We start from the raw sequence: 24171 nt of genomic DNA on the forward strand, positions 1-24171 counted from the left end.
TAGATCGTGATGCGAAGAACACGAGGCGCGCTGGAGTCCGGATTCGCGCGCCTCTGTCAAGCTGGAGCCTGAGGTCAGGCGCGATTGACGGGCGGAACATGACGACGCACGATCATCAGGCAGATAAAGACCATCGACATCGCCCCACCAAGCATGCCCAGGTACGCGGACGCTCCCCCCTGCGTGATCACGAATGCCCCGGCGAACGCGCTGAGTATCGCTCCGAGCCGCCCGAATGCAAGCGCGGATGCGGTCCCGGTCGCGCGTATCTCGGTTGGGTAGACGTAGGCGCAAAGGGCATACATCGTCGACTGAACTGCGTTCACGAAGAGGCCGTGCAAACCAATTCCGAACACAAGCAACGTCGTGTGGGCAGAGACGTCGATGCCGCGCAGGAAAAGCGCGCTCGCGGATGCCATCAGACAGCACACGAGCAAAGGCCAGCGTGACCCGAACCGGCCGATTGCCACTGCGCAGCCCAGTGCGCCGATGACGCCCCCCAGGTTGTAGGCGGTAAGACCCGAACCCGCCACCGAAGAGCTGAGCCCCTCGCCTGCAAGCATCGTCGGCAGCCAGCTGAATGCGCTGTAGACCGCGATCAGGTTCATGAAGAAAGCGATCCAGATTGCAATCGTGTCACGGCCTTGATCGTCCGCGAACAGAGCACGAAAGCCCGGACGCTGTACCGCTTTCTGTTCCTTCTGATCGGCGAACACGGCGTCCGGCTGAATCGAGCGGGACATGCGGGTCAGCAGGTGACGCAGTTCGTTCCAGCGTTCGTCATGGCGGACAAGATACCGGGGCGATTCCGGCATGGCGAGATACAGCAGGAACGCCAGTGCCACGGGAAGCGTGCCGCCGATGAGAAAGAGCCCACGCCAGCCATAGTGAGGAAGCACGACGCTCGCGAACAGTCCCGCAAGCATGCCCCCCAGCGGTACGCACACGATGGTTGCGGTGACTGCGAGCGTCCGCCGGCGAGCCGGCGTAAATTCCGCCGTCATGGTCGTCGCGCTTGGCAGCGCACCACCGATACCCAGTCCCGCGAAGAAGCGCAGGATTGCAATGGTCATGACGTCCGGCGATAGCGCAATCGAACTCGTCGCCAGGCCAAATACCAGCACGCTTCCAATGATGGCCCAGCGCCGACCGAACCTGTCCGCGAAAAGGCCGGCGAACGCGCTACCGATACCCATGCCTACGAGGCCGGCAGCAACGGCGGGCGCAAATGCGTTGCGCGTAATGCCCCATTCCTTGATCAAGCTGGGAATCGCGAACCCGATGAGTTGCCCATCGAAGCCATCCATCACGATCGCGAACGCGGCGAGAAAGACGACCATTCGCTGAAACGCCGAGAACGGTCCGTCATCAAGGGTGCGGCCTATGTCGACGATCGGCAGACCGGGATTACGATCGTTCATTTCGCCCCCCCGACCAGAGCAGTGAAGCCTGAATCGCCTGCCTGGGTAATCCGTTTTCCGACGTGATGGCCCGACTCGAACCGGGTGCGATCGAGCGACCACTCAAAATTGACAACAGGCATTGCAGTCTCCTTAAGCCGATCGCTCGTCGTTACAGGAGCGAAGGCTACTCACCGGTACAGGGTTGTTGTTTTGTTCGCGCCCACGATCCAGCGGCCCGTCTCGTCCGTCGCGAACAAGACGCGCCCCGACCGTGGCAACCATCAGAACGGATAGTGACGAGGCGTCGTTTGCACGGTGATCCAGCGCAAATCGGTAAATTCCGCGATTCCCGCCTTGCCGCCGAAGTGCCCGAAACCACTGGACTTCATCCCGCCAAACGGCATTTGCGCCTCGTCGTGAACCGTCGGCCCATTGACGTGGCAAAGCCCGGACTCGATACGCTTCGCTACCGTCAACGCACGCGCGACGTCACGGCTGAAGACTGCCGCCGACAGACCATATTCGTTGTCGTTCGCGCATGCGATGGCCGCTTCGTCTCCCTCGACGCGGACGATCGCCTTGACCGGCCCGAACGACTCCTCCCGGTAGATACGCATGTCGGCCGTGACGTGATCGAGCAGCGTGGCCGGCATGAGCGTGGTCTCGGATTTTCCTCCGCAGACCAACGTCGCACCTTTCGCCAGCGCGTCGTCGATCAGGTCGTTGCACTTCCTGACGGTCGCCATGTCTACAACGGAGCCGAGCACGGCCGGGCCCTTTCTCGGATCGCCAAGCGGCAGGCTCTTCGCCTTTTCGGCCAGGCGCGCGACGAATTCGTCGGCGATGTTCGTGTCGACGACGATGCGTTCGGTGGACATGCAGATCTGACCGGAATTTGCGAACGCCCCGAATGCCGCGCCTTGAACCGCAGCGTCGATATCGGCATCGTGAAGAACAAGAAACGGAGCCTTTCCGCCGAGCTCAAGTACCGATGGCTTCAGATACTTCGCGCACTGGGTGGCGATGATGCGGCCGACGCGGGTCGAGCCCGTGAAGTTCACCCGTCTGACCGCGGGCTCGGCAATGAGCGCTTCGACAATGGCGCCGGCATTCGCCGGCGCATTCGTGACGAAGTTCACGACGCCGCGCGGCAGCCCGGCGTCCTGCAACGCCTCGATGATGAGGCCGTGGGTCGCGGGGCAAATTTCCGAACCCTTGAGCACGACGGTATTGCCGCAAGCCAGCGGCAACGCGATGGCACGCACGCCGAGGATGACGGGCGCGTTCCACGGTGCGATCCCGAGCACGACGCCGGCGGCCTGCCGAACCCCGAGCGCGAGATTGCCGGGCACGTCCGACGGAATCACTTCGCCCGAAATCTGCGTGATCATCGCAGCAGCTTCGCGCAATCCGTCGGCCGCAAGCTTGACGTTGAAATCGGCCCACAGGCGGGACGCGCCCGTTTCGGTTGCCATTGCCAGCGCGAAAGCGTCGCGCTTTTCTTCGAGCGCATCTGCGGCTCGATTCAGCAATGCGCGTCGCTCGCCGGGCCCCATCGCCGACCAAGCGGGAAAAGCGGCGGCGGCAGCGTGCACCGCGGCCTGTGCATCGGCGACGGTCGCGGCGGGTGCGGTCGATGCAACCGTGCCATCGAGCGGATTGCGGCGCTCGAATGTCGCCCCATCGCGAGCCATCGTGCGCTCGCCGTTGATCAACATCGATACCTGATTCATAGCCGTCTCCTGGAATATGTTTGAAAAGCCAGCCTGTCGAACCACCGACTCGCGGTCAGGCCACGACAATTTCTACAAGGCGCGTTTTGCCCGAAGACAAAGCGTCTTCCAGCGCGGACTTCAGCGACGGCGCGTCGCTCACTCGCACCCCTTCGCAACCCATGCTGTTGGCCAGAGAAACGAAATCCAGCCCCGCGAGGTCGGTGCCCTGTACCGGATCCGACGCGGAGAAGCCAAAGACGGGCGCAAATTCCTGCAAGGCGGCATAGCGGGCGTTATTCAGGATGACAAAGGTGATCGGGAGATCGAGTTGGACCGCGCTATAGATCGCTTGGGGCGAATACATCGTCGAGCCGTCACCGATGAGGCCGATCACGCGGCTGCCGGGTTTGCCCAACGCCACGCCCACCGCGGCGGGCATGCCGTAGCCCAGACCGCCGCTTGCCATCGTGTAAAACGTCTGACTGCGCGTGAACGGCAGATAACGCTGCATGACGGGCCGCGAACTTGGCGCCTCCTCGACCACGATATCCGCTGCGTCGCGCACCTCGGAGAGCGTCTGCAACGCATACGCGACCGACATGACCGCCGTGGGCTCGGCTCGCTCGACGACCTCGCGAGGCGCCGGCAACGGCCGGCCACGCGGCGCCGGACGGGCGAGCAGGTCCGCCAGCCCCAGGCGAACGTTCGCCACCACCGACGTGCCGACCGGGGTCCACGCCGCGGTAGCCGGATCGTCGATCAATTGGTACAACGCCGCGCCATCAGGCACATGCGGCCCACTGCCTTCGACGTGATACGCAAAAGCCGGCGCCCCGATGACGAAGATCAGGTCATGCCCATCCAGAATCCGAACGATTTTTTCGCGCATCGCCGGAAGGAATCCGGCGAAAAGTCGGTGATCTTCAGGGAAGCTGCAGCGTGACGACATCGGCGCGACATAAACCCGCGCATTGTGGCGCTCGGCGAGCTGGATGGCCTCGCTCCAGGCGTCGGCACGATCGAGTTCCGCGCCGACGATGATGGCCGGCCGTTTGCAGTTGTCCAGCGCGTCACCGATCTCCGCGATCGATGCCGGATCGGGGCGGAACCGGGTGCTGACCCGTGTCGCCTCGACGAGGTCGGCCGGCTGATCCCAGTCGTCGACCGGAATGGAAACGAACACCGGGCCACGCGGCTCCTGCATCGCCACGTGGTAAGCACGGGCGAGCGCAAGCGGAACATCCGCGGCACGAGCCGATTCGATGCTCCACTTCACATAGGGCCGCGGCAACTCGGTTGCTTGCGATGCCGACAGAAACGGATCGAACGGCAGAATTGAACGGGCCTGCTGGCCGGCAGTAATGATCAGCGGCGTCCGGTTCCTGAAAGCCGTGAATATGTTGCCCATCGCGTTGCCGACACCGGCCGCCGAATGCAGATTGACCAGAGCGGCATTGCCGGTGGCCTGGGCATATCCATCCGCCATACCGACGACGACGGCTTCCTGCAATCCCAGCACGTACCGGAAGTCCTCCGGGAAGTCGCGGAACATGGGCAGCTCGGTCGAGCCGGGATTGGCAAACACCGACGTCATGCCGAGGCGCCGCATCAAGTCCACGACGGCATCGCGAACGGTCGGCTGCCCACTTGTGTTTCGTTGCATCTCGAGTCCTCTGCGGTTCGCCACTCAGGCTGGCGGTGATTGGATGAGCCGCAGTATGGGATTCGATGCATTGTTTGAAAATTGCCAAAATTGCTCAAAGTCATTACTTTCTGGCATGGGTCCATCGGGCTGCCGGATGCGTCCATTCCGCCCGGAAGCCTTGCGGGTCAAGGCCGTACGCCGTCATCGCCGGCTCTGCGGCGGCCGCGGTGAGCGGCCATGGCGATCCCGTTCAGGGAAGACACCTAGTACCGGACAACTCGGGACCTTGTTCGATTCCTTTAGCCCCTTTCAACGGCCGAGCGGCCGTCGCGGCTGAAACAAGCGGCAGCGTGACGCTGATCGACGCGGCCATGACAACTGCGCCGGCGCACGCTCGCGTGTCCCGCGCCGGCTTCACCCGGGCGGGCCGCCTATGCGTCGGTCCAGGCGCCGGTGCCCTGCCGATACTGGATCACGCCGCTGTTGAACCGCACCTGCAGGTTGCCGTCCGGCAACTGCACCCAGGTCGTCATGTCGAGGCCCTGCATCAGCCCTGCGAAGAAATCCCGCCAGCGAAACGGCATTGTCGTTCGCCGCGCTGTTCGGCCGCCTCGACATGCTGCCGGTGCTCGTCGGCCGTGGCGCGAACCCGGATCACGTCGATGCGCTCGGCCGCACCGCACTGCAGAACGCCATCCTGCAAGGCAACGACGCCGCGGTTGCGGCGCTCGAAAAGGTGGGCGCGACGCCGAATGCCGATGTGACGTTGCGAGCGAGGCCGTAACCGCTCGAGCTTGCCCTCGAGGTTGACTGCCTGTCGATCGTCATGCGGCACAAGGTCACGAAGGCACACGTTCCGGCCTTAACACCGGAGCCGGCTTGCCGGCGCGTCGGTCATGCCGCTGATGTCGCGCCTCGCGCCCTTCCCGCCGGCCCTCACGCGCGCTGGCACAGCCATCCGGAAGCCGCCATCGTCTCGACATTGCTCACGTTCGTCATGCTGATTTCGAACAGATCGCGGCCAGGCATCACTGGTATCTGCACGGTCATCCCGCAGCGGTCGTCGGCCAGCGGCTTCAACAACTGGTAGTTGAAGTGGGCGCCGCCGCTGGTGCTGTAAGCGAACAGGACATAGCCCGGCAACGCGTCGAGGCTGCCGAGCGACACCCGCAGCTTGCCGCCCGAGAACACCGACTGCGCCGATTCGTTGATCACGTTCCACGACGTGTTCACACGTGCCTGCCAGGCGGCGTCGAGCCGCGGCAGCGCCGGCAGTTGCTGCGCATACGGCGTGACGCGGAACACATAGCCCGAGCCGTCGACCACACGCTTGGTCAGATACCGATTGCTCACCGCGTTGCCCGCGTCGTCCGTGCCCGGCAGGATATCGAACCGGTACGACACGGTATCGCCGTCGCTCCACCACCAGCCGTCGCTGCGATACACGTACGGCGCGCTGCTCGGGCCGGCGTCCATCCACGCCGTGCCGTTCCATTGCGTCAACGCCAGGCTGCCGTTCGTGTTCACGACGACCTGCATCGGCGCCGATTCGTTGCCGTAGACGCCGCCGACGGCGGAAACGTCCGGCGACGCAGCCGCCGGCGGTGCAGCGACATTCACCTTCGCGGGGGCCCCGGCGATGCTGCCGTCTTCCTGCAACGCCTGCAGCAGGATCGTGGGCGCGATGCCGGCCGCGTCATAGCCGGTGCTGCCGGTGATCATCAGCGCCATTTGCGCCGCCGGCAGCACGTAGAAATGGCTTGAAAAGAACTGCGTGCCGCCGCTCTTGTACGCGCCGGCGGCGCCGGCCGCGCGCAGGACCGGATCGTCGACGTCGTCCCAGCCGAGCCCATAGGCATACGAGTAACCGAGCCGGGTCGACTTGATCTGCCACCGGTCGGTCTGGTCCGTCAGCATGTCGGCGATTCCGGCCGCCGACGCGATGCGCCGCCCCTGAAACACGCCGTTGCCGATGAACAGTTGCGCGAGGTTCATCATGTCGAGCGGCGTCGTCGACAGGCCGCCGGTGGCGTACGGATTCGCGAATTCCTGCCCGTACTGGATGCCGTTCGCGTACGCCAGCGCGAACTGGCCGCTCGTCGGCACGCTGGTCAGGAAGCCGGAATTCGTCATGTTCAGCGGCGCGAGAATGTCGCGCTGAACGAAATCGGCGAAGCTCAGCCCGGTGACTGCCGCGACCACCAGCTCGAAGATCGTGAAACCGTCGTTGCAGTACACCGCGAACTGGCCCGGCGGATGATTCAGGTGTTCGTTGGCGAGCACCTTTTGCGCGGTCGCCGCGTAGCCCGGAATCGGCGCATACGAGAACATGTCGTCGACGTTCTGGCCGGGCAGCCCGGACGAATGCGACAGCAGATGACGCGACGTGATCTGCGTATACTGCGGCGACAGCATGGTAAACGACGGCACGTACCGGACGATCGGCGCGTCGAGGTCGATCAGCCCGCGATCCTGCAGGATCACGCCGGCCAGCGCCGCGATCACTTTGGATACCGAACCGATGTTGTAGCGCGTCGTCGGCGTGGCGGCGACCGCCGGGTTGATCGACGCATTCCCGAACGCCTGCGCCCACACGACCTGATTGCCCTTGAGCAACGCGACCGAGATGCCCGCGAGGTTCCGCGGATGGGCATCGAGCGCGGCCTGGATCGTTTGCCGCCCCGCCGCGATGGTCGCGTCGTAGGTCGACCGCTGAATCGTATCCGCGCCGCCGCAACCGGGCAGCATCGCGGACAACAACCCCGCGCCCGCGTATTCGAGGAATTGCCGGCGGCCGGCGCTGGATGGCGCCGCATCGTGGCGCCGGTCGTGTGGATCGCGTGTGTGAGCCATATCGTCTTCTCAGGAAACCTGCTGTGCGGCACGCCGCGCATCGCGCGTCGTCAGGGAACTGCCGTCGGGACTCCAGCCGGGCGGCCGGATCAGGTACTGGATCGCGGTGTGCAGGCTGTCGGCTTTCGCGAGGTCGCGCGCGATATTGCGCCACTCGTAGAACGCGATCCTGAACGGATTGTCGGTGCCGATGCTCGACGTCAGCCCGTAGTGCGGCGTGAATCGCTCGGGCGTGTACGAGCGGAACAGCCGATCCCAGATCATCGTGGTGCCGGCGTAGTTGGTATCCAGATAGTCGAAATCGCTGCCGTGATGGACGCGATGCTGCGACGGCGTGTTCAGCAGCGCCTCGAACCAGCGCGGCATCTTGCCGATCGCTTCGGTGTGGATCCAGAACTGGTAGATCAGGCTCACCGACTGCATGAACAGGATCATCTTCGGATGGAACCCGACCCACGGCATCCACGCCCAGAACAGGAACGATCCGGTGATCGTGCCCGTCCACGTCTGGCGCAGCGATACCGACAGGTTGTATTGTTCCGACGAATGGTGGACCGAATGCGACGCCCAGAACCAGCGCACCTCGTGACTCAGGCGGTGGAACCAGTAGTAGCTGAAATCGTCCGCGAAGAAGCACAGCACCCACGCCCACCAGACGTTCGTCGGGATCGTGAAGAGCCGGTGCGCGTACACCCAGCTCAGTACCGCCAGCACCAGCCCGCCGGTCAGCACGCTGGCGACGAATGCGCCGGCCGCGAGCGCGAGGTTCGCCAGCGTGTCGCGGGTCCGGTACAGCGACCGGCCGAGCACCGCCGCGAGTACGATTTCCACGGCGATCAGCACCGCGAAGGCCGGGAACGCGGCCACCATGATATTGGGCAGATTGTCCATCACCGTTGCGCTCCAGGCAGGCGGGGGGCGAGGCCGCGCCATGACCGTTCAAGGATTCGACCGCGAGAGGCCGGTCGGCTCATGCGCAAGGCGAGCGCGATTCAGGGTGCAGGCACGGCACCCTGTCGCGTTGCTTTCAGAAAGGACGACGCCTGGAACAGGATCGGCCGCACTGCGACCGATCCTGTTCCGCGGCATCAGGCCGTGCCGGCGCCGTGCCGATTCGATCGGACGTGCGGCCTGAACCGTGGGTTGGTCTCCCCGGCTGTCCTGCCTTCTTCGCTACCCCGCGCGACTGTTTTTTACGATTGCCAGCAGGTGCGAAGGTACTGCACCCGTTTCGTTTGGGAAATACCGCAGATGCAGTAGCGCCGTCGCCGCTGCGCCGGCCGCGCCGGCTGCCGTCGCGAACGCGTCGCATTCGCGTGCGGGTGCCGAGCGGGCGCGGTGCGATGACATCGCTGCGTCGTCACGCCGTCACGCCGGCGCGTCGATCAAGGTCTGCATTTCCTGCGGGTCGAGCGGCTTGTGCATCACGCTGAAGCCGCTCGACGAAGCGGCATGGATGCCCTCGGGCGACGTATCGCCGGTAATGATGATGGCCGGAATCTCGCGTCCGATGACGCGGAACACCCGGTGGACGACATCGGCGCCGGTCACGTGCCCCGCCAGCCTGAAGTCCGTCACGATCATGTCCAGTTCGGCGCGCCGCGGCACGGCAAGCTCGATCGCACGCTCCAGCGATGGCGCGGCGATCACGGTATGCCCCCAGGTCTGAAGCAGCGTCTGCATGCCGGCCAGCACGTCGCGATCGTCGTCGACGACGAGGATGGTCTTGCGCGCCTGCCCGCGCCCTGCGCCCGCACGCTCGCCCGACGGGTGCGCGCCGGTGGCGTGCGACGGGGCCTGGTCGGCCATGGCCAGCCGCACCGAGAACAGCGAGCCGCGGCCCGCGGTCGAACGCACCTGCACGCTTGCATTGATCAGCGCCGCCGTGCGCTGCACGATGGCGAGCCCGAGGCCCAGCCCCTGCTCGCGGTCCCGCGCCGCGTTGCCGATCTGGTAGAACTCCCGAAAGATGTGCGGCAGTTGATCGCCTGCGATGCCGATGCCGGTATCGAAGACCTGGATCTCGACGTCGGTGCCGCGACGCCGGCAGGCCAGCAGGATGCCGCCGCGCTGCGTATAGCGCACGGCATTCGACAGCAGGTTCGACAGGATCGTGTGCAGCAGCACCGCATCGGTTTCCAGCCAGATCGCGGTCGGCCGGATCCTGAGCGTCACCCCCTTGGCCAGCGCGGCCTGACGAAACTGGCTGTCCAGCGCGTCGAGCGCCTGCTGCAGCGCGAAGCGGCGCGGCTCGACATCGATCACGCCCGCGTCGAGCCGAGAAATGTCCAGCAACACGTTCAGCAATTGCGACATGCCTTTCAACGCGGTGCGGAGCCGTTCGGCGATGTCGTCGAGAGCGGTTCCGTCGACGCTCGGCGCGCGCGCCATCGCCCGCAGCGTCGCGATGTAGAGGCCGAGCGCATGCGTCGGCTGACGCAGGTCGTGGCTGGCGGCGGCCAGGAATTGCGATTTGCTTCGATTGGCGAGTTCGGCGCGCTCCTTCTCCTGCGTCAGTTGCCGGATCAGGTCGACGTTCTCGAAGCGCAGCGACACGGCATCGCGCACGGTACGCTGCAGCGTCCGGCTGAAGGCGAGATTGACCGCGAGCAGGAACAGCGACAGGAAGCCCAGCACCGAAAACAGCGAGCTGCCGTACGCGAACGAGCGGATCGCGAACGGCAGCACCGTCGGCAACGCATAAGCCACGTAGGTCGGCCACCACGACGAGAGCGACGCCACCGAGCCGCCGGTCATGCCGGCCAGCACGATGCAGATCAGCGCGGTCACGATCGTGTTGTCCGGCGAAAAGAACAGCACGCCCATGGCGCCCCACAGGCAGCCGGACACGCCCGCGAACACCATGTATTTCCGCGCGCGGCGCGTGGCCGTCCCGGCAGGATGTTCGCCTGCGCGGCGATCCCGCCAGACCATGACGGTACGGATCGCGGTCAGCACGCAGATCGCCGCGGCCCACGCGAGCAGCGCATGCCGCGACACCTCGTTCCACAACAGAAAGGTGGTCAGGCTGACGACGGCGATGTTGCCGAACAGGATCGGCGGAGACTGTCGGTACAGCGTATTGACCAGTTCCAGCTGCACGTCGGCACGGTATTCTTGCGCTATCCTGTTTGCCATTTCAAAATCGCGTAGCGGATCCGGCGTTGAACGGAGCGAGCGTCGATCTCGCCCGCCGCGTGACACGTCGCAACGGGGTTGCATCGTATTGTCGCAAAGGAACGAGCTTCCGGGTGCCCCGGGAGAAGGCGAAAGAAAAATGAAAAAAATCGTGCTTGCCGAAGATCACGCCATCATTCGCGACGGGCTGAAGTTGCTGCTGAAGACGCGAGCGAACTGGACCGTCGTGGGGGAGACCGGCGACGGCCGGATGGTCGGTCGGCTGGTGTGCGATACGCAGGCCGATTTGCTGCTGCTCGATCTCGATCTACCCGGCTTCCCCGGCATCGAACTGGCGAAGCAAGTCAAGGCGCAATCGCCGCAGACCAGGATCCTGGTCGTCACGGGCAATCAGAACCCGGCGACGGTCCGGGCGGCCGTGGCGATCGGCGTCGACGGCTACATGCTCAAGCACGAAGACGGCGACGAGCTGCTGCGTGCCGTCGCGCTGGTGCTGTCGGGTATCCGCTATGTCAGCGACTCGCTCGCCCATGTCCTCGAGCACACCGCCGCCGCCGTGCCGCCGGTGACGGCCCGGGAGAAGGAAATCCTCGTGCTGATCGCCAACGGGCACTCGAGCAAGGACATCGCCATCAAGCTGAATCTCAGCGTGCTAACGGTACGCAAGCATCGACAGAACCTGATGTCGAAACTGGCGTTGCACAACGTCGCCGAAGTGATCGCGTATGCGCTGCGCGACGGCCTGACCGTGCTGCCGCGGTCCGACGATGTCGGCGCGGAGGCAATCCTGCGCTGACGCGCGGGCCGGCGACGACGACGCATGCATGTGCATCGTGGCACGCCCACCCGTCGGTCGTCGTCACGCGCGACGTGTCGCTTGCTTCCGCCCCGCACACGTTCCGCGCGCCGCCCTCGTCACCCGACCACGACCAGCTGCCCCGGATCGATCTCGCCCGGCTTGCTCGCCAGGTTCGGGTTCAGTTGCAGGATCTCGTTGAGCGCGACGTCGATCCGCTGACCGTCCGACATCCGCTGCTGCTGGTCGGCCGGCACGTGTGCCGCGGCAAGCAACGATCCTTCGTGACTTTGCGCGATCGTCCACAACGAATCGCCGGCCGCCACGGTCACCGTCAGCGGCGTGGGCGCGGGGCTCGGTGAACCCGTCGAAGGCTGCGCCGGTTGCGATGGCGTACCCGACGGCTGCGCGCTCGCCGACGCCGATGCCGTCGCCGATCCCGACGGTGTTGCCGACGCATTCGGCTGCACCGGTGCGCTCGTCGTGCCGGGCGACGGCGCAAACGACGCGCCCGGCGTCGGCGCCCCGGCACTCGAACCCGACGGTTTCGGTGACGAACCCGGCGCCTTGTGCTGATCGTCCGACGCGGTTGCCGACGTGTACAGGCTGATCCCCTGCATGACCCCGAAGATCGCCACGGGCGCCAGCGCGATGCCGGTCGGCAAGCGCTCCATCCACGGCGTCGCGTTCGGGAAATGCGAATGCAGCCGCCCGGCGCCGAGCAGCGCGCCGGACATCGCGGTCAGCGTGCCGGTCACCGGATCCACGGTCAGCGCGGTATGCACGCCGGTTGCGATGCCGACCGCCGAGGTCAGGTAGTCGCCGGTCGCGCTCGCGATCCGCGCCAGCTGGCTGCGGTTCTCGGCATTCACGCCGCGCAGGCTGCCCTTGTAAACGATGCCGGTATAGACGGCGCTGAACGCGCCGCCGATCGCCTGTCCGCCGGCCAGCAGGTCGCCGTGCGTGATCGCCCTGAACGCATTCATCGTGATCGAACCGCCGTAGCCGCCGAGCGCCAGCACGCGACCGACGCGGCCGACCGAATGGCGCGGGCTGCCGTGATGCAGCAGCTTCAGCGACGTCCCGCCGACCACGCCCTGCATCTGCGCGAGCATGTCGGCGGCGATCACCTTCGTATGCGCGACGGTATCGTCGAACGACAGCATCCCGTCGTCGTTCAGCGCGCGCAGCTGGGCGGCCATCGCCTTGCCTTCGTGCGCGATCTGCTCCAGCTGCGCGCCGCGTGCGTCCACGTCGAAGCCGTTCGCCTTCAGTTGTGCTTGCAGCCCGCGCACGAGCCGGTCGACGACGCGATCGAACACGCGCGGATCGCCGTTCTTCAGGCTGGCGACCGCGCCGTGATGCAGCGCCTGGAACACGCGCCCGACCCGCAGGCCCGCATACAGCGAGTTCGTCGCGGTGCGCACCGACTCCCGGCCGACCGCGACGAGCACGCCCGCGCCGGCGCCGCCGGTCACGGTGGCCGCCGCGATGTCGCCGGCGATCCGCCTGGACGATGGCGGCGGCGTGTTCTCGCCGATCGGTTCGTCGTGCACCCGCAGCGCATGCAGTTCCGCCTGCGCGCGCTTCGCGTCGGGAATGTCGACCTTCGCGAGCTGCGCCGCTTCCCGGCGGCTCGTGCCGATCGGCTTGGTGCCGTCGTTGATCAGCGCCGGATCGTGCACGACCGCGCGCCAGTGGTCGAGCGGGTCGGCGGCGGCCGGCCGCTTGCCGGTGGTCACCCGGTCGGGCACGCCGGCGCCGTAGTCGGCCAGCCAGCGGCCGCCGAACCTGCGTGCGCCCTCGTCCGTCCCGGTGCGCGGCGGGTTGCCGTCGGCATCCCACAGCGGCATCGCATGCTCGATCGTCGCCTTGCGCGCCTGGTTCAGCCAGACGGTCGTGTTGCCTTCGTAGAGCTTCTGGCGCAGCGCGGCGATGTCCGCGGGCGTCATGCCGTCCGCGGCACCGAGCCGCTCGACTTCCGCGAACAGCAGCTGATGCTGGTTCGCCAGCGTCTGCCGGTCGACCCGCTCGAACACGCGCGTGAGCGCATCGGCGCCATGCAGGCGATCGATGATCCCGGGCCGGTTGCGGTTCTCCACGATCAGCTTGGCGAGCGCGCCGGTGAGATCCTGGTTGCCGATGAAGTCCGCGCCGTGGGTGCCGTACGACAGCCCCATGTGCACCCATTCGAGCCCCTTGCGCTCGAGCACCGCGCGCAGCAGCTTCTCGTGTCCGCCGCCCGGCACCGATTCCGGCACCGCGTCCCAGCCGTGGAACGTGACCATCACGTTCGGCGCCTTCGTGTCGGGATGCGCGTTCGACCAGCGTTCGAGGGCGGTCATCACACGCACGTAATCGTGATACGTGTCGTTGGTGCCCGACTGGAACCGGTAGTCGGCGCCGGACACGAGCGCGCGCGACGGCGCCGTCTCGAGCCGGATCGCGAAACCGGTGCGTGCGGCCTCGTCGAGCCAGCGATGCAGATGCGCGAGATCGTCGAGCGCGAGCGCCTTCCCGTCGGAGCCCGGGGCCGGATGGATCATCCCGTTCTCGCCGTCGAACACGGCGCGCTTCTGGTCGCCGAGCGCGCGCACCGCGCGCAGGAAATCCGGATCGTGCGCCTTGCCGAGCACCGCCGCGAGCGAATGCGGATCGATCACGAGCGTGGCGACCGGCATCACGCCACCGTACCGCTCGACCAGCGCGCCCATCAACGCCGGATCGTCGCTCAGCGAGAACGAGCGCGCCATCGGCACCATGCGATCCTGCAACGCTTCACTCGAGCGCGTGAAGATCTGCCGGATCCGCTTGTCGGCGACGGTCGCCGCGCCCAGGTTGCGCGTCCGCGCGCGCAGCTTGCCCGGCACCGGCAGGAACCGCGATGCGGACGTCGACACGTCGCGCGCGACGTACAGCTTGTTGAGCAGCGTGCGCCACATGCCGACGTCGACCATCACGGCCTGCGGCTCGCCCTTCAGCACGAGGTTCACGTCGCCGGGCCGCTGTGCCTGCTTGTTGTACGCCTCGATCTGCTGGTGCGTCGCGAAATACTGCTCGGGCTTCGCCGCGCCGTGGCGCAGGCTGAACTCGACGGAGGTCGCCGACGACAGCCCCGGCTGGTACGGCTCGATCGACAGCGGCTCGGGCGCGGTGCCCTTGCTCCCCAGGCGCCGCAAGTCGGCGAGCACCTCGTTGTAGCCGTGCCGCGTGCGCGCCGCGAGCGCGCGGAACGGCGCCGAGTGCAGGCCGCGCGCTTCCGCCGCCTTCCATTGATCGTGCAGCGCCTTCGCGCGCGCTTCGAGCGCGGCGACGCGCGTCGGCCGCGCGCTGGTCAGGAAATCGCGCGGCGACAGTTGCGTGAGCAGGAAATGCACGTCCGTGCCGAAGCGATCGTTGCCGATCGGCATGGCGTCGAGCGGCACGCCCGGATGATTCTTGTTGCTGACCTGCGGGATCTTGTCGAACCAGCGCATCTCGCCATCGCGCTCGGCGATCACGCCGAGTGGATCGCCGAGCGCCTCGGCCACCGCGCCGTCCGTCCTGAACACGTAGATCACGTGGCGGCCGCCGTCCAGCGCGCCGTTGCGGATCGCGGTCAGCAGGTGCGACACGCTGTTGCCGCTGAAGTCGACCGCGTTGAGCGCGGACTTGTCCGACGGCAACAGATGCGGATCGACCGGCGCCAGCGGAGCGGCGTTCGCGTCGTCGCCCTGCTCCGCGCGCGCCAGCGGCCGGCGCACCGGCACGATCGACTGGAACAGGTCGCCGGCCGAGCGGATCGGTTTCTTCTCGACGGCCGGCGCTGCCTTCGCCGGCCGGAACCCGCCGATGCGGTCGACGGTGGCCGGCGCCACGTCGCTGACGACGAAGCGGATCCCGCGGCGCGGCGACCGGCCGACCGGAATGCCGCCGCGGCGGCGGCGCCGGAACACCGTGCGCAGATCCTGCTCGGGGATCTCCGTATCGCCGAGCGACGCCTTTTCGAAATATTTCCACTCGTGATTCGTGTTGCGTTCCGCATGGCCGAGCACCTTGCCCGTCTCGTCGTCGACCACGTGAATCCAGCGCTGCGCGCCGGAGACCGCGCGCACGGCCTGGCGCGGCCGCTTGAAGACCGGCGCGTCCTGCAGCTTCGACACGTCGCCCGCGAGCGTCGTCTCGATCGCATGGCCCGACGCCGTCACGTCCCACGACGTCTTGCCGTCCGGCGTCTCGATCTTCGACGGGCCGCCGAACGCCACCAGTTCGTCATGCGCGACCGGCGACACATGGAAATCGAACTTCCCGCGTGCGCGTCGGCCGCCGCTGTTGGCATTTTCCAGCGCCTTGGTGAGCGCGGGCGGCATGCGCTTGCCGTTCAGCATCCGCACCGGGCCGAGCGCGCCGTTCGCGTCGGTCTCGAGCACCGCGACGAAGGCCGGCGGCGTGTAGGCCGCGGCGCCGTCGGGCGGCGTGTGATGCGCGGTGATCAGCACATGCGCGTTGGAGCCGAGCTGCCGGGCGAGTCCGTCCAGCGTGGGCGCATGCCGGCCGTCGACACGCGTGAGCGTGCGGCGGCCGAGGGTGTCGAGCCAGTCGGCGGCGCGCGCCTGATGTTCCGCCTCGACCGCTGCGGCACCCTGCGGCGCGGCCGGGGCGGCTGAATGACCGGAAACAGTGGCCGGCGTCGCCGCGGCGGACGGGTTGCTTGCCGGGTCGCCGGCCGGGCTCGCCAGACGGCCGGCCGGCCCAGCGTGGCCGAACCTCGGCCAGGTCGGGTTGCCGTCGACCGCGCCGAGCGCGCGCGTCCCGCCGGCATGCACGGCCGCATAGCCTTCCGGCAAGCCGGAACGATCGACGCCGACGAGCCGGTACGACACGTCGCCCGTCGCCGCATCGCGGGTGCGCACGACGTACATGTCGACGCCGGCCGGCTTGAACAGCGAGCCGCCGTCGGGCGTGGTGATGCGCAGCGCACTCGCCGGATCGTGGCCGAGCGCCGACAGCAGCACGACGTCGGCCGGTGCGGCGGCCTCGACCGCGGCCAGGTGCGCGGTGGCGCTGGCCGCGACGCGTTCCGCCGGCGTCAGGTCGCCCTGCGCGAACGCGGTGTCGTCCGGCAGCGCATCGGCCGGCACGTACGCGTGATTGCGCGGCCCGGCTTGCGCCGCATCGAGCGCCTGCCCGAGATCGTCGTGCGCGACCGTCGTCACGCCTTCCGGCAACGCGCGCCGCGCTTCGGCGGCCGTGCGGCCCGTCGCGTGCGCTGCCGACGCCGCGGCGTCCGGCACCGTGCCGCTGAACCGGAACCAGCCCGCCTCGGGATCGAGCGCGCCGAAATCGGTGCCGCTGCCCAGCACGATGCTGTCGTCGCCCGTCACGAATTCGACGCGCAGGTTCGTCAGGCCGGCCGCGTCGAACGCCTGCATCACGTCGTCGATCACGCGGGTCGGCTCGGGGCCGTCGAGGAAATAGCTCGGCCAGTGCTGGCTCACGGTGCCGCCGGCCTGCGTCACGCGCGCGGCATCGCCGATCACGCCCGGCCGGTCGGCCAGCGCGCTGCGGAACGGATGGTCGAGCGTGACCGATTCGAACGTGCCGTCCGGAATCGGCGTGAAGTCGTAGCCGGGATCGGCGAACGTCGGATCGGGCACGCGCGGCACCGTCGGACGCGCCGGCCGCTCGGCCCGTGGCGGCGGCGCCGTATGCGCGGCGCTCGGCGCCGGTTCCGCGTCCGGTCCGGCGGGCAGTGCCGGGCGGCCTGCCCGCGCGGGATCGCCGACGAAGCGCTGCATCGGCAGGCGATCGCTGTCGACCTCGCCGGTCCGGCGCGTCACGCGCACGGTGGCCGAGCCGTCCGGCTTGACGAGCAGGATGTCCTGCGGCGCCCAGACCGACGTCGGCCGCCCGGTGAGTTCGGACAGGCGCTGCGCGAGCGCGGCCGCGAACGTCCCGCTCGCGGCCCGCACCTGGCCCGGCGCGACGCGCAACGGATCGTGCTTGTCCGACCCGCCGAAACAGGAATACAGCGTCACGTCCTGCCCCGCCTCGAGCTGCGGCGCGACACACTCGGCCACCTCGTCCGGCGTCACCGGCCGTCCGTCCGGGCCGAGCATCGCATCGGCCGACATGCCGTGTCCGAACACGACGTGATGGCCCGGCGGCGACATCAGCCCGCGCGCGCCGACCGGATGCAGCGGGTCGCCGGCCGGCATCAAAAGCGTGTCGGCCGGACGCAGGAATTCGGGGTGCTGCGTCGCGTCGACGCCGGTCACGTCGTCGAAGCCCGGTTGCAGTACCGACTCGCCGCGAATCGTCGTCGTCATCACGCCGTCGTTGGCGATCGCGCGGTCCGTATAGACGCGGCTGTTGTTCCGGTACGTCTTCTGCGGAATCCCCGACAGGCCGTCGTCGGCTTCGGCCTCGGCGGCCTGCTCGGTGCGCGCGGCCCACTCGTCCGCCGTGAAAATCTGCCCCGGCGCGACGTCGACGACCGGAACCGGCTCGTCGACGGGCGGCTCGCCCGCATCCGGCTCTGGTGCGAGACGCGGATGCGCCGGGAGCTGCGGCTGGGCCGGCCCATGTGCCGTCGCGCCCGGCCGCGCGGCATCGCCCGGCGTGCCGGTGTTGCCGCGCGGCCCGCTGTCGGCGTCCGGATCGATCTGCGCGTCGATCGGGCGCACCGGTTCGACCGGCGCGCCGTCGTACCCGTGCGCCACCGTGCCCGGCACGGGTTCGCCGCGCCGGGCGAACACCAGCGGCGGTTCGCTCGCGTCAGGCGCCTCCGGGACATGCAGGTAGAGCCGCGTCGACACATCCGGATCGTGCGCCGGCACGACGATGTCGTCGCTGTTCGGGTGCAGTTCCAGCGCACCGGTGCCGCGTATCGAATTGGACGCGATCGAAGCGATCACGGGCACCTGAAGTTCATACGCGAGCTCCTGCGCGAACGGGTAGCCGCCGGAGCCGAGATAGCAGCCGGTCAGCAGCACGCCGTTGCCTTCCGTGTAGGCCGGATCCTCGAGCAGGCTGCGCGCGAATTCCCTGGGCGACATCGTGTTGCCGTCTTTCGTGATGGCGATCGCGCTGTCCCAGCTCACGTCGCGCGGCTTCGTGCCATGCGATTCGGCGATGTCGAAGCCCGACACCTTCAGGAACTGCCGCGCGGTCGCGTGGCCCAGCAGGTTCACGACATTCGAGCCCGGCACCGGCCGCAATTCCAGCGGATTGACGCGAACCGGCTGCGCGCGGCCGGGCGAGAACTTGCCGTTCACGTCGGGTTCGATCTGGAAGCGCGCGAGCCGGCGGCCCGGATCGGGGATCGCGCGCCGCCAGCCGGCCGCGTCGTCGTCGCCGAGCCGGCCGAACACCGGCGCCTGGATCAGGTCCGCGAATTCCTGCAGCAATTCGGGATCGGCGCCGCTGTGCGGCCCCTCCAGCGCGATCGGCGTGCCCGGCGTATAGCCTTTCCACGCCAGTTCCTCCAGCGCGTGGGTCATCTCGAGCGCGCTCGCCGGGCTGCGGCTGCGCGGATTGATGACCGCGCCGCCGCGATTCGTCAGCACGCGCCAGACGTAGACACCGAGCGGCACGCGCGCGTCGCCCGCCGCGCCGCTGCCGCCCCAGCGATTCGACACCGGGCGCGGCGCCACGGTGCTCCAGTCGACCGCGTGCGCGCCCTGGTCGATGACCGCCAGCGCGGGCGAGAAGCGGTAGGTGCGCGGCGCATGCTGCACCGAATGGTCCGGCTTCCCCGCGAGGCTGGGGGCGCCGGGCTCCACCACGATGCCGGTCGTATAGCCGGAGTCCGGGCTGCCGTCGCTGCGATAGCGCGGCGAACGCCACGCGACGAAGCCGCTTGCGCCGTACACGTCCACCCCCAGCACGTTCGCGAGCAGTTGCGCGAGCGGGCTCACCCGCGTACCCGCGCCGCATGCATAGAGGATCACCGGCGATTTGCCGTCCCAGCCGCTCTGGCGCACCAGCTCGGCCAGGTCTTCCGCGCTCATCGGCTTGCCGGTCGCGCTCGCGAACGCGTCGGACCACGCATGCGCGTACACCGCGAAGTAGCCGGGCGGCACCGGCATCAATGGCCGCTCGCCCGCCGGCAGCCGGTTCTCGGGCTGGTCCGGATGGTTCGAATAGATCGCGAGGTCGGCTTCGCGGCGCGGATACGCGCCCCATTGCGTTTCGTCCATGCCGGGCGGCGCGTTGATCACGTCGACACGCCGGCCGTCCTCGCTGCGGATCAGCGGCTTGGCGGGATCGAACCCGCGCGGGTACATCACGCGCAGCGTGCGATCGTACGCGTCGTTCATCGACAGCATCAGCGCGTCGCCGGCGTCGTTGAGCCCGACCCGGGCGACCACCGCTTCGGGCGGCACCGTCCCGTCCGCGGCGAGCGCGCCGTGGTCGACCAGCGCGACCTGGTAGCGGCCCGCCGCCACGCCGCCGCGGGCGACCATCATCGCGTCGTGGAACGACGCGTAACGCGTGACGCCGATCGTGCCGTCCTCGCTGGAGGCGGCGGCCGCGAGCTTCACCGGATCGTCCCCGGCCGCCGCGCGCCGCGCGTCCGCGTTCGCCGCCCGGATGTCGTCTCCCAGGTCGCCGCGTTCGGTCGAGGGGAGTCCGTCTTCGTCCGGCTTGCGCACGTTCCCTTCGCCGTCCTCCAGCGCGTACACGTAGTATTCGACGTCCTCGAGGCGGTTGCCGCTGTCGAGAATCGACCCGACCACGCCGGCCAGCGCGTCCGGATCGGCCGCCACATGCGCGGGAATGGGCCACGACGCGGGGCGTCCCGCCGTGGCCGGCGTGCCGGCCCCGGCCGGCGTCGCATCATCGCCCGCGATCGCGGCGGCAACGGCCGGCGTCGCTTCGCCGTCGATCCCTTCGGCATCGGGCGCGAGCCGCAGCAGGATCGCGTCGCCGTCGTCCGGCGTGCCCTGCGTGCGGCGCGCGCGCAGCCACGCGGTGAAGCGCGACCGCAGCCCGCCTTCCGCCGGCGACACCGGCTCGCCGTCGCCGACGGGCTCGCCGAAGCTGGCCGCCTGTTCCTCGGCGTGCTGCCACGGGTTGCCGATCTCGCCGACCGCGAGGCGCTGGTTCGCCAGCCCGTTGGCGAACATCGCGTTCGCCACGTCGATCGTGATCGGCCGCTGCGTCGCCGGCGGGGCCGGCGTCTTCGTGATCGCCCGAATCGGCCGTTCCATCAGCGTATGCGAGCCGAGGCCCATCTGCGCGACGCCGATCCCGAGGTTCAGCAACTGCTGCGCGCGATCGGAATCGGACATCGCGTCCCAGTTCTTCACGAGCGACACGCCCTGGTCGACCATCTGATAGCCGCCGATCGCGCCGCCCGTGACGTTGAGCACGCCGGCCGTGCGGCCCGTCGTCTGCGCGACCGACTGGAACGCGTCGGCTTCCTGCGCGAAACGGCCGAGACCGGCCACGTCGGCCGTCACGCCCTCGCCGCGCGATGCCAGCGTGACCATGTCCGAGACCTGGCCCGTCGTGCGCAGCAGCGACGACGCCTCCGCGAGCGACTTCGCCGCGACGCCGAGCCCGCCGCCCGCGATGCCCGCGCCGCTGCCGATCAGGCTGATCCAGTCGCCGCGCGCCTGCGCATTGCCGAAGCCGATCGACTGCCCGTGCTCGCTCAGATTGTTCAGGTCGCCGATCGCGGCCGGCACGCCGACCGCCATCCCGGCGCCGACCGCGGTCCACGCGGCGCCGAGCATCAGGCCGCCGACCGGCGCACCGATGCCGCTCGCGACCAGCACGACACCGCCGGCCGCGGCGAGAATCCCCGTGCCGATCTCGAGATAGTGTTCGACGTGCTGGTACCACTCCGTCTTGTGTGCGTCGATCGATTCGTATTGCGCGTAACCGCCGGACGCCGCGCCGTTCGTCAGGCTCTTCGGCACGTACAGCTTGCCGTCGTCCGACAGCGCGTTGTTGTGCTGGTAGTCGTCGACGGTGTCGTACTTCCAGCCGCGATCGTCGATCAGCTTGAACTGGTCCGGATGGTTCGCGACCTGCACCTTGAACAATGCGCTCGGCGCGGTACCGGTCCCCTTCGACACGTAGTAGATCGGCACCAGCGACACGACCGCGTGGTCGCCGCCGACCTTGCGGATCTGGTCGACGACGGTCTGGATCATCTGCGTCGCCGCCGAATTCCTCGCGTACAGCGACCGACTGTTGACCGCCACCCCGTTCTGCAACTGCCCGTTGCCGACGATCAACTGCTCGAGCATCGCCATCGACGGCACGTCGTTGCGGTCGGTCGGCGTCGCGGCTGGGTCGTCCGGCTGGATTCCGAGCCCCGCGCCGACGAAGTTCGTCATCTGGTCGGAGCCGGTGGCGAACGTGTAGGACTTGTCGTCGAAGTTCTTCTGGAAGTCGTCGAAATACGCCTTCAGCTGCTTGTCCGGATCGGCCTGGAACAGCTTGTAGCTGGCGTTGGCGGCGTCCTTGTTCTGCTTGTTCTGCGCACTCTTGGTGCCCTGGTCGTAACGCAGCTGGAAGTCGTTCGCGAAGCCCGCCTGGAACCGGTCGTCGTTCTGCATCTTCGACAGCAGCGCCTTCGACAGCGCCGGATCGACACCCGACGACAGCGCCTCGCGCACCGTGTCGAAACCGTAGCCGGTGTTGCTGCCGCGCAGCGTGTAGATCAGCGTCTTCGCGTTGCCCTTGTCGTTAAGCAGCCAGTTCGCGACGTCGTCCTCGCGCCGCACGGGCACGCCGCTCGCGGTCGGTTGCTGGTCCGCCAGCCCGACCGCCTTGCTGAGCCCCTTGTAGAACTCGGTGCCTTGCCCGTACGGCTGCGGCGTGCCCGTGTTCGTCTGCATCCACTTGTTGCCGAAATCGTGCTCGACGGTATCGAGCACGACGCCCGCGAACTCGGGCGGCGCATTGTTCAGGATGTCCTGCATCCACTTGCCGGCCTTGTCGGCGTTCATCGTGTCGTCGTAACGCGCACGCATGCTCGCCTGATCCGTTGCATCCGCATCGGGCTTCTGCATCAGCGGATCGATCTGCGAATGGATGAACTTCGCGTCGAAATGCGGCTGGCCGGCCTGGGTCCACAGCGTCTGGCGCTCGTCGAGCGAGAACGACGCGTCCATGTTGGTCTTCAGCACCTGGAGCGCCGCGCCGGGATTGCTGCCCGGGCCCTGCATCAGCTGCGCGACCTGCTGCTTCGTGTACTGCAGCCGCACCTCGGGCGCCGCCGCAAGCAGCGTCTGGATCTTCTGGTAACCGGGATTGTTCTTGTCCGCCTGCGCCTGCGCCATCGCGTACGCGAACACGCCGCCCGCCTGGTCGATCTGCGCGTTCAGCGCCTTCGCGTCCGCGTCGCTCTTGCCGTCGGTGCTCACCGGAATGCCCGTCAGCTTGACGAACGCTTCCGCGAGCGGATTCTGCTGCGCGAGCGCCTTCTCCTGCGGCGACAGCTTCGGATCGTTCGGATCGACGGTCACACCGGTGTCCTGCAACAGCGCAAACGTGACCGGATCGGATTGCGCGAGTTGCTTCATCTGCGGCGACAGCGACGGATCGTCGGGATTGATCGTCGCGATCGTGCGCTTGAGCTGGCTTTCCTCGCCCAGCGCGTCGACGAGGCCGGTGTACCACATGCCGTCGTGATTCTGCTTCACCGACGCGACGACCTGCTTCTGCTCGTCGGCCGTCACGTAGGTCAGTGCGGTGTCGTCGCCGCCCGTCACGACCTTGTCGTACTGGCTCTGCGCCTGTGCCAGCGCCTGCGTGACGTCGGCCTCGTCGGCACGGCGCAATCCGCCCGGCTCCTTCTGCCACGCCGCGTAATCGGCCTTCGCGTCGTTCAGGCGCAGCGTCGCGGCCGACGTGCTGTACTCGTGGCGCAACGCGGTGGTGAGGGCCGTGTACGCGTTGTTGGCATTCGTGTCGGCCGTGCCGGCCGCCTGGCGCAGTTGCACGCCGGTGTCGGGATCGGCGCGCCGGATTCCGCCCGGCAGCGCGTCGTACTGCTTCACGTCGGCGTTCGCGGCCTGGTCCTTCTGCATCGCCAGCGCGAACTGGAACGCCTTCACGTTGGTCGCCCGCTCGGGCGCCGATTCGGCCGACACCGCCTTTTGCGCATCGTCGAGCACCGAGCCGAGCACCGGATCGTTCGGCGTCGCATTGCGCAGATCCGAGGCCACGCCCGCGATCGCCTTGTTCGCGTCGCCGCCGCCGTCGGCCGCGACGCGCATCTGGTTCTCGACGGCCGCCTGCACCGAGCCCCATGCCGCTTCGGCCTTCTTCACCTGGTTGTCGAGATCGGCCTGCGACGCGCCCTGGTCGTGCAGGCGCTTGAGCGTCGCCATTTCGGCCTGCGCGAGCTGCAGCAGGCGCTGCGTCTCGGCCTGGGCGGCCGCGAGGGCCTGCTGTTCCGGCGTCTGCGCCGGCGGGGTGCTGCCGGCCCCGTTCGTCGGTGCCGGATCGTTGTCATCCTGCGGCTGCGGCACGTTCACCGGTCCGCCCCCGCCCACAGCCATCAACACCATGTCCGTTCTCCCGCGGCATGCGTGACGTGCCGGCACAGCGGCAGGCGGGCCACGCGCAATGGTCCATTGTGCCGAACGGGCGCACGTGAAAAAGCCGCGCATTACGTAG

The 24171-nt window shown here is 68.1% G+C and carries 9 protein-coding genes and 1 pseudogene; 2 read left to right on the plus strand and 8 right to left on the minus strand.

The genetic code is table 11. The features are described from left to right. Positions 1-74: 74 nt before the first annotated feature. The 4 genes from DIE04_RS14880 to DIE04_RS29760 all read right to left on the minus strand — a co-directional run bounded on the left by DIE04_RS14880 (position 75) and on the right by DIE04_RS29760 (position 5347). Positions 75-1421 (minus strand): MFS transporter, encoded by a 1347-nt coding sequence (locus DIE04_RS14880; RefSeq protein ID WP_124522935.1) that lies wholly within the window; start codon positions 1419-1421, stop codon positions 75-77. A gap of 263 nt (positions 1422-1684) precedes the next feature. Next, positions 1685-3136, minus strand: coding sequence for an aldehyde dehydrogenase (locus DIE04_RS14885; RefSeq protein WP_124522933.1), 1452 nt, complete (start codon positions 3134-3136; stop codon positions 1685-1687). A 55-nt stretch (positions 3137-3191) separates the two neighbouring features. Further along, a complete protein-coding gene (gene mdlC, locus DIE04_RS14890) occupies positions 3192-4781 on the minus strand; it encodes a benzoylformate decarboxylase (protein WP_124522931.1) in 1590 nt (529 codons plus the stop codon). A gap of 413 nt (positions 4782-5194) precedes the next feature. Beyond that, the gene (locus tag DIE04_RS29760; RefSeq protein ID WP_185500365.1) at positions 5195-5347 is read right to left on the minus strand and encodes a hypothetical protein; all 153 of its coding nucleotides are present in this window, start codon (positions 5345-5347) and stop codon (positions 5195-5197) included. Here DIE04_RS29760 and DIE04_RS14895 point away from each other — a divergent pair. Further along, positions 5326-5547, plus strand: a pseudogene (locus tag DIE04_RS14895) (ankyrin repeat domain-containing protein); the annotation flags it as partial. The gene DIE04_RS29760 and the pseudogene DIE04_RS14895 sit on opposite strands and share 22 nt — an antisense overlap. Before the next feature lie 152 nt (positions 5548-5699). Here DIE04_RS14895 and DIE04_RS14900 read toward each other — a convergent pair. The 3 genes from DIE04_RS14900 to DIE04_RS14910 all read right to left on the minus strand — a co-directional run bounded on the left by DIE04_RS14900 (position 5700) and on the right by DIE04_RS14910 (position 10754). Further along, positions 5700-7616: a serine hydrolase gene (locus DIE04_RS14900; protein ID WP_124522929.1), complete on the minus strand. Its 1917-nt coding sequence runs from the start codon at positions 7614-7616 to the stop codon at positions 5700-5702. 9 nt (positions 7617-7625) lie between these two features. Beyond that, positions 7626-8507 carry a sterol desaturase family protein gene (locus DIE04_RS14905; protein ID WP_124522927.1) on the minus strand — a complete coding sequence of 294 codons (882 nt, stop codon included), beginning with the start codon at positions 8505-8507 and terminating at the stop codon, positions 7626-7628. 477 nt (positions 8508-8984) lie between these two features. Then, a complete protein-coding gene (locus tag DIE04_RS14910) occupies positions 8985-10754 on the minus strand; it encodes a hybrid sensor histidine kinase/response regulator (protein ID WP_124522925.1) in 1770 nt (589 codons plus the stop codon). Between the two features lie 139 nt (positions 10755-10893). Here DIE04_RS14910 and DIE04_RS14915 point away from each other — a divergent pair, with 139 nt between their 5' ends. Continuing rightward, positions 10894-11550, plus strand: a complete 657-nt coding sequence (locus DIE04_RS14915; protein WP_124522923.1) for a response regulator transcription factor — start codon at positions 10894-10896, stop codon at positions 11548-11550. Positions 11551-11669: 119 nt separating this feature from the next. Here DIE04_RS14915 and DIE04_RS14920 read toward each other — a convergent pair whose 3' ends face one another. Then, the gene (locus DIE04_RS14920; RefSeq protein ID WP_124522921.1) at positions 11670-24062 is read right to left on the minus strand and encodes an LWXIA domain-containing protein; all 12393 of its coding nucleotides are present in this window, start codon (positions 24060-24062) and stop codon (positions 11670-11672) included. Positions 24063-24171: the final 109 nt, after the last annotated feature.

Origin of the sequence: Burkholderia sp. Bp8994, assembly GCF_003853805.1 — a bacterium.
Lineage (GTDB): Bacteria > Pseudomonadota > Gammaproteobacteria > Burkholderiales > Burkholderiaceae > Burkholderia.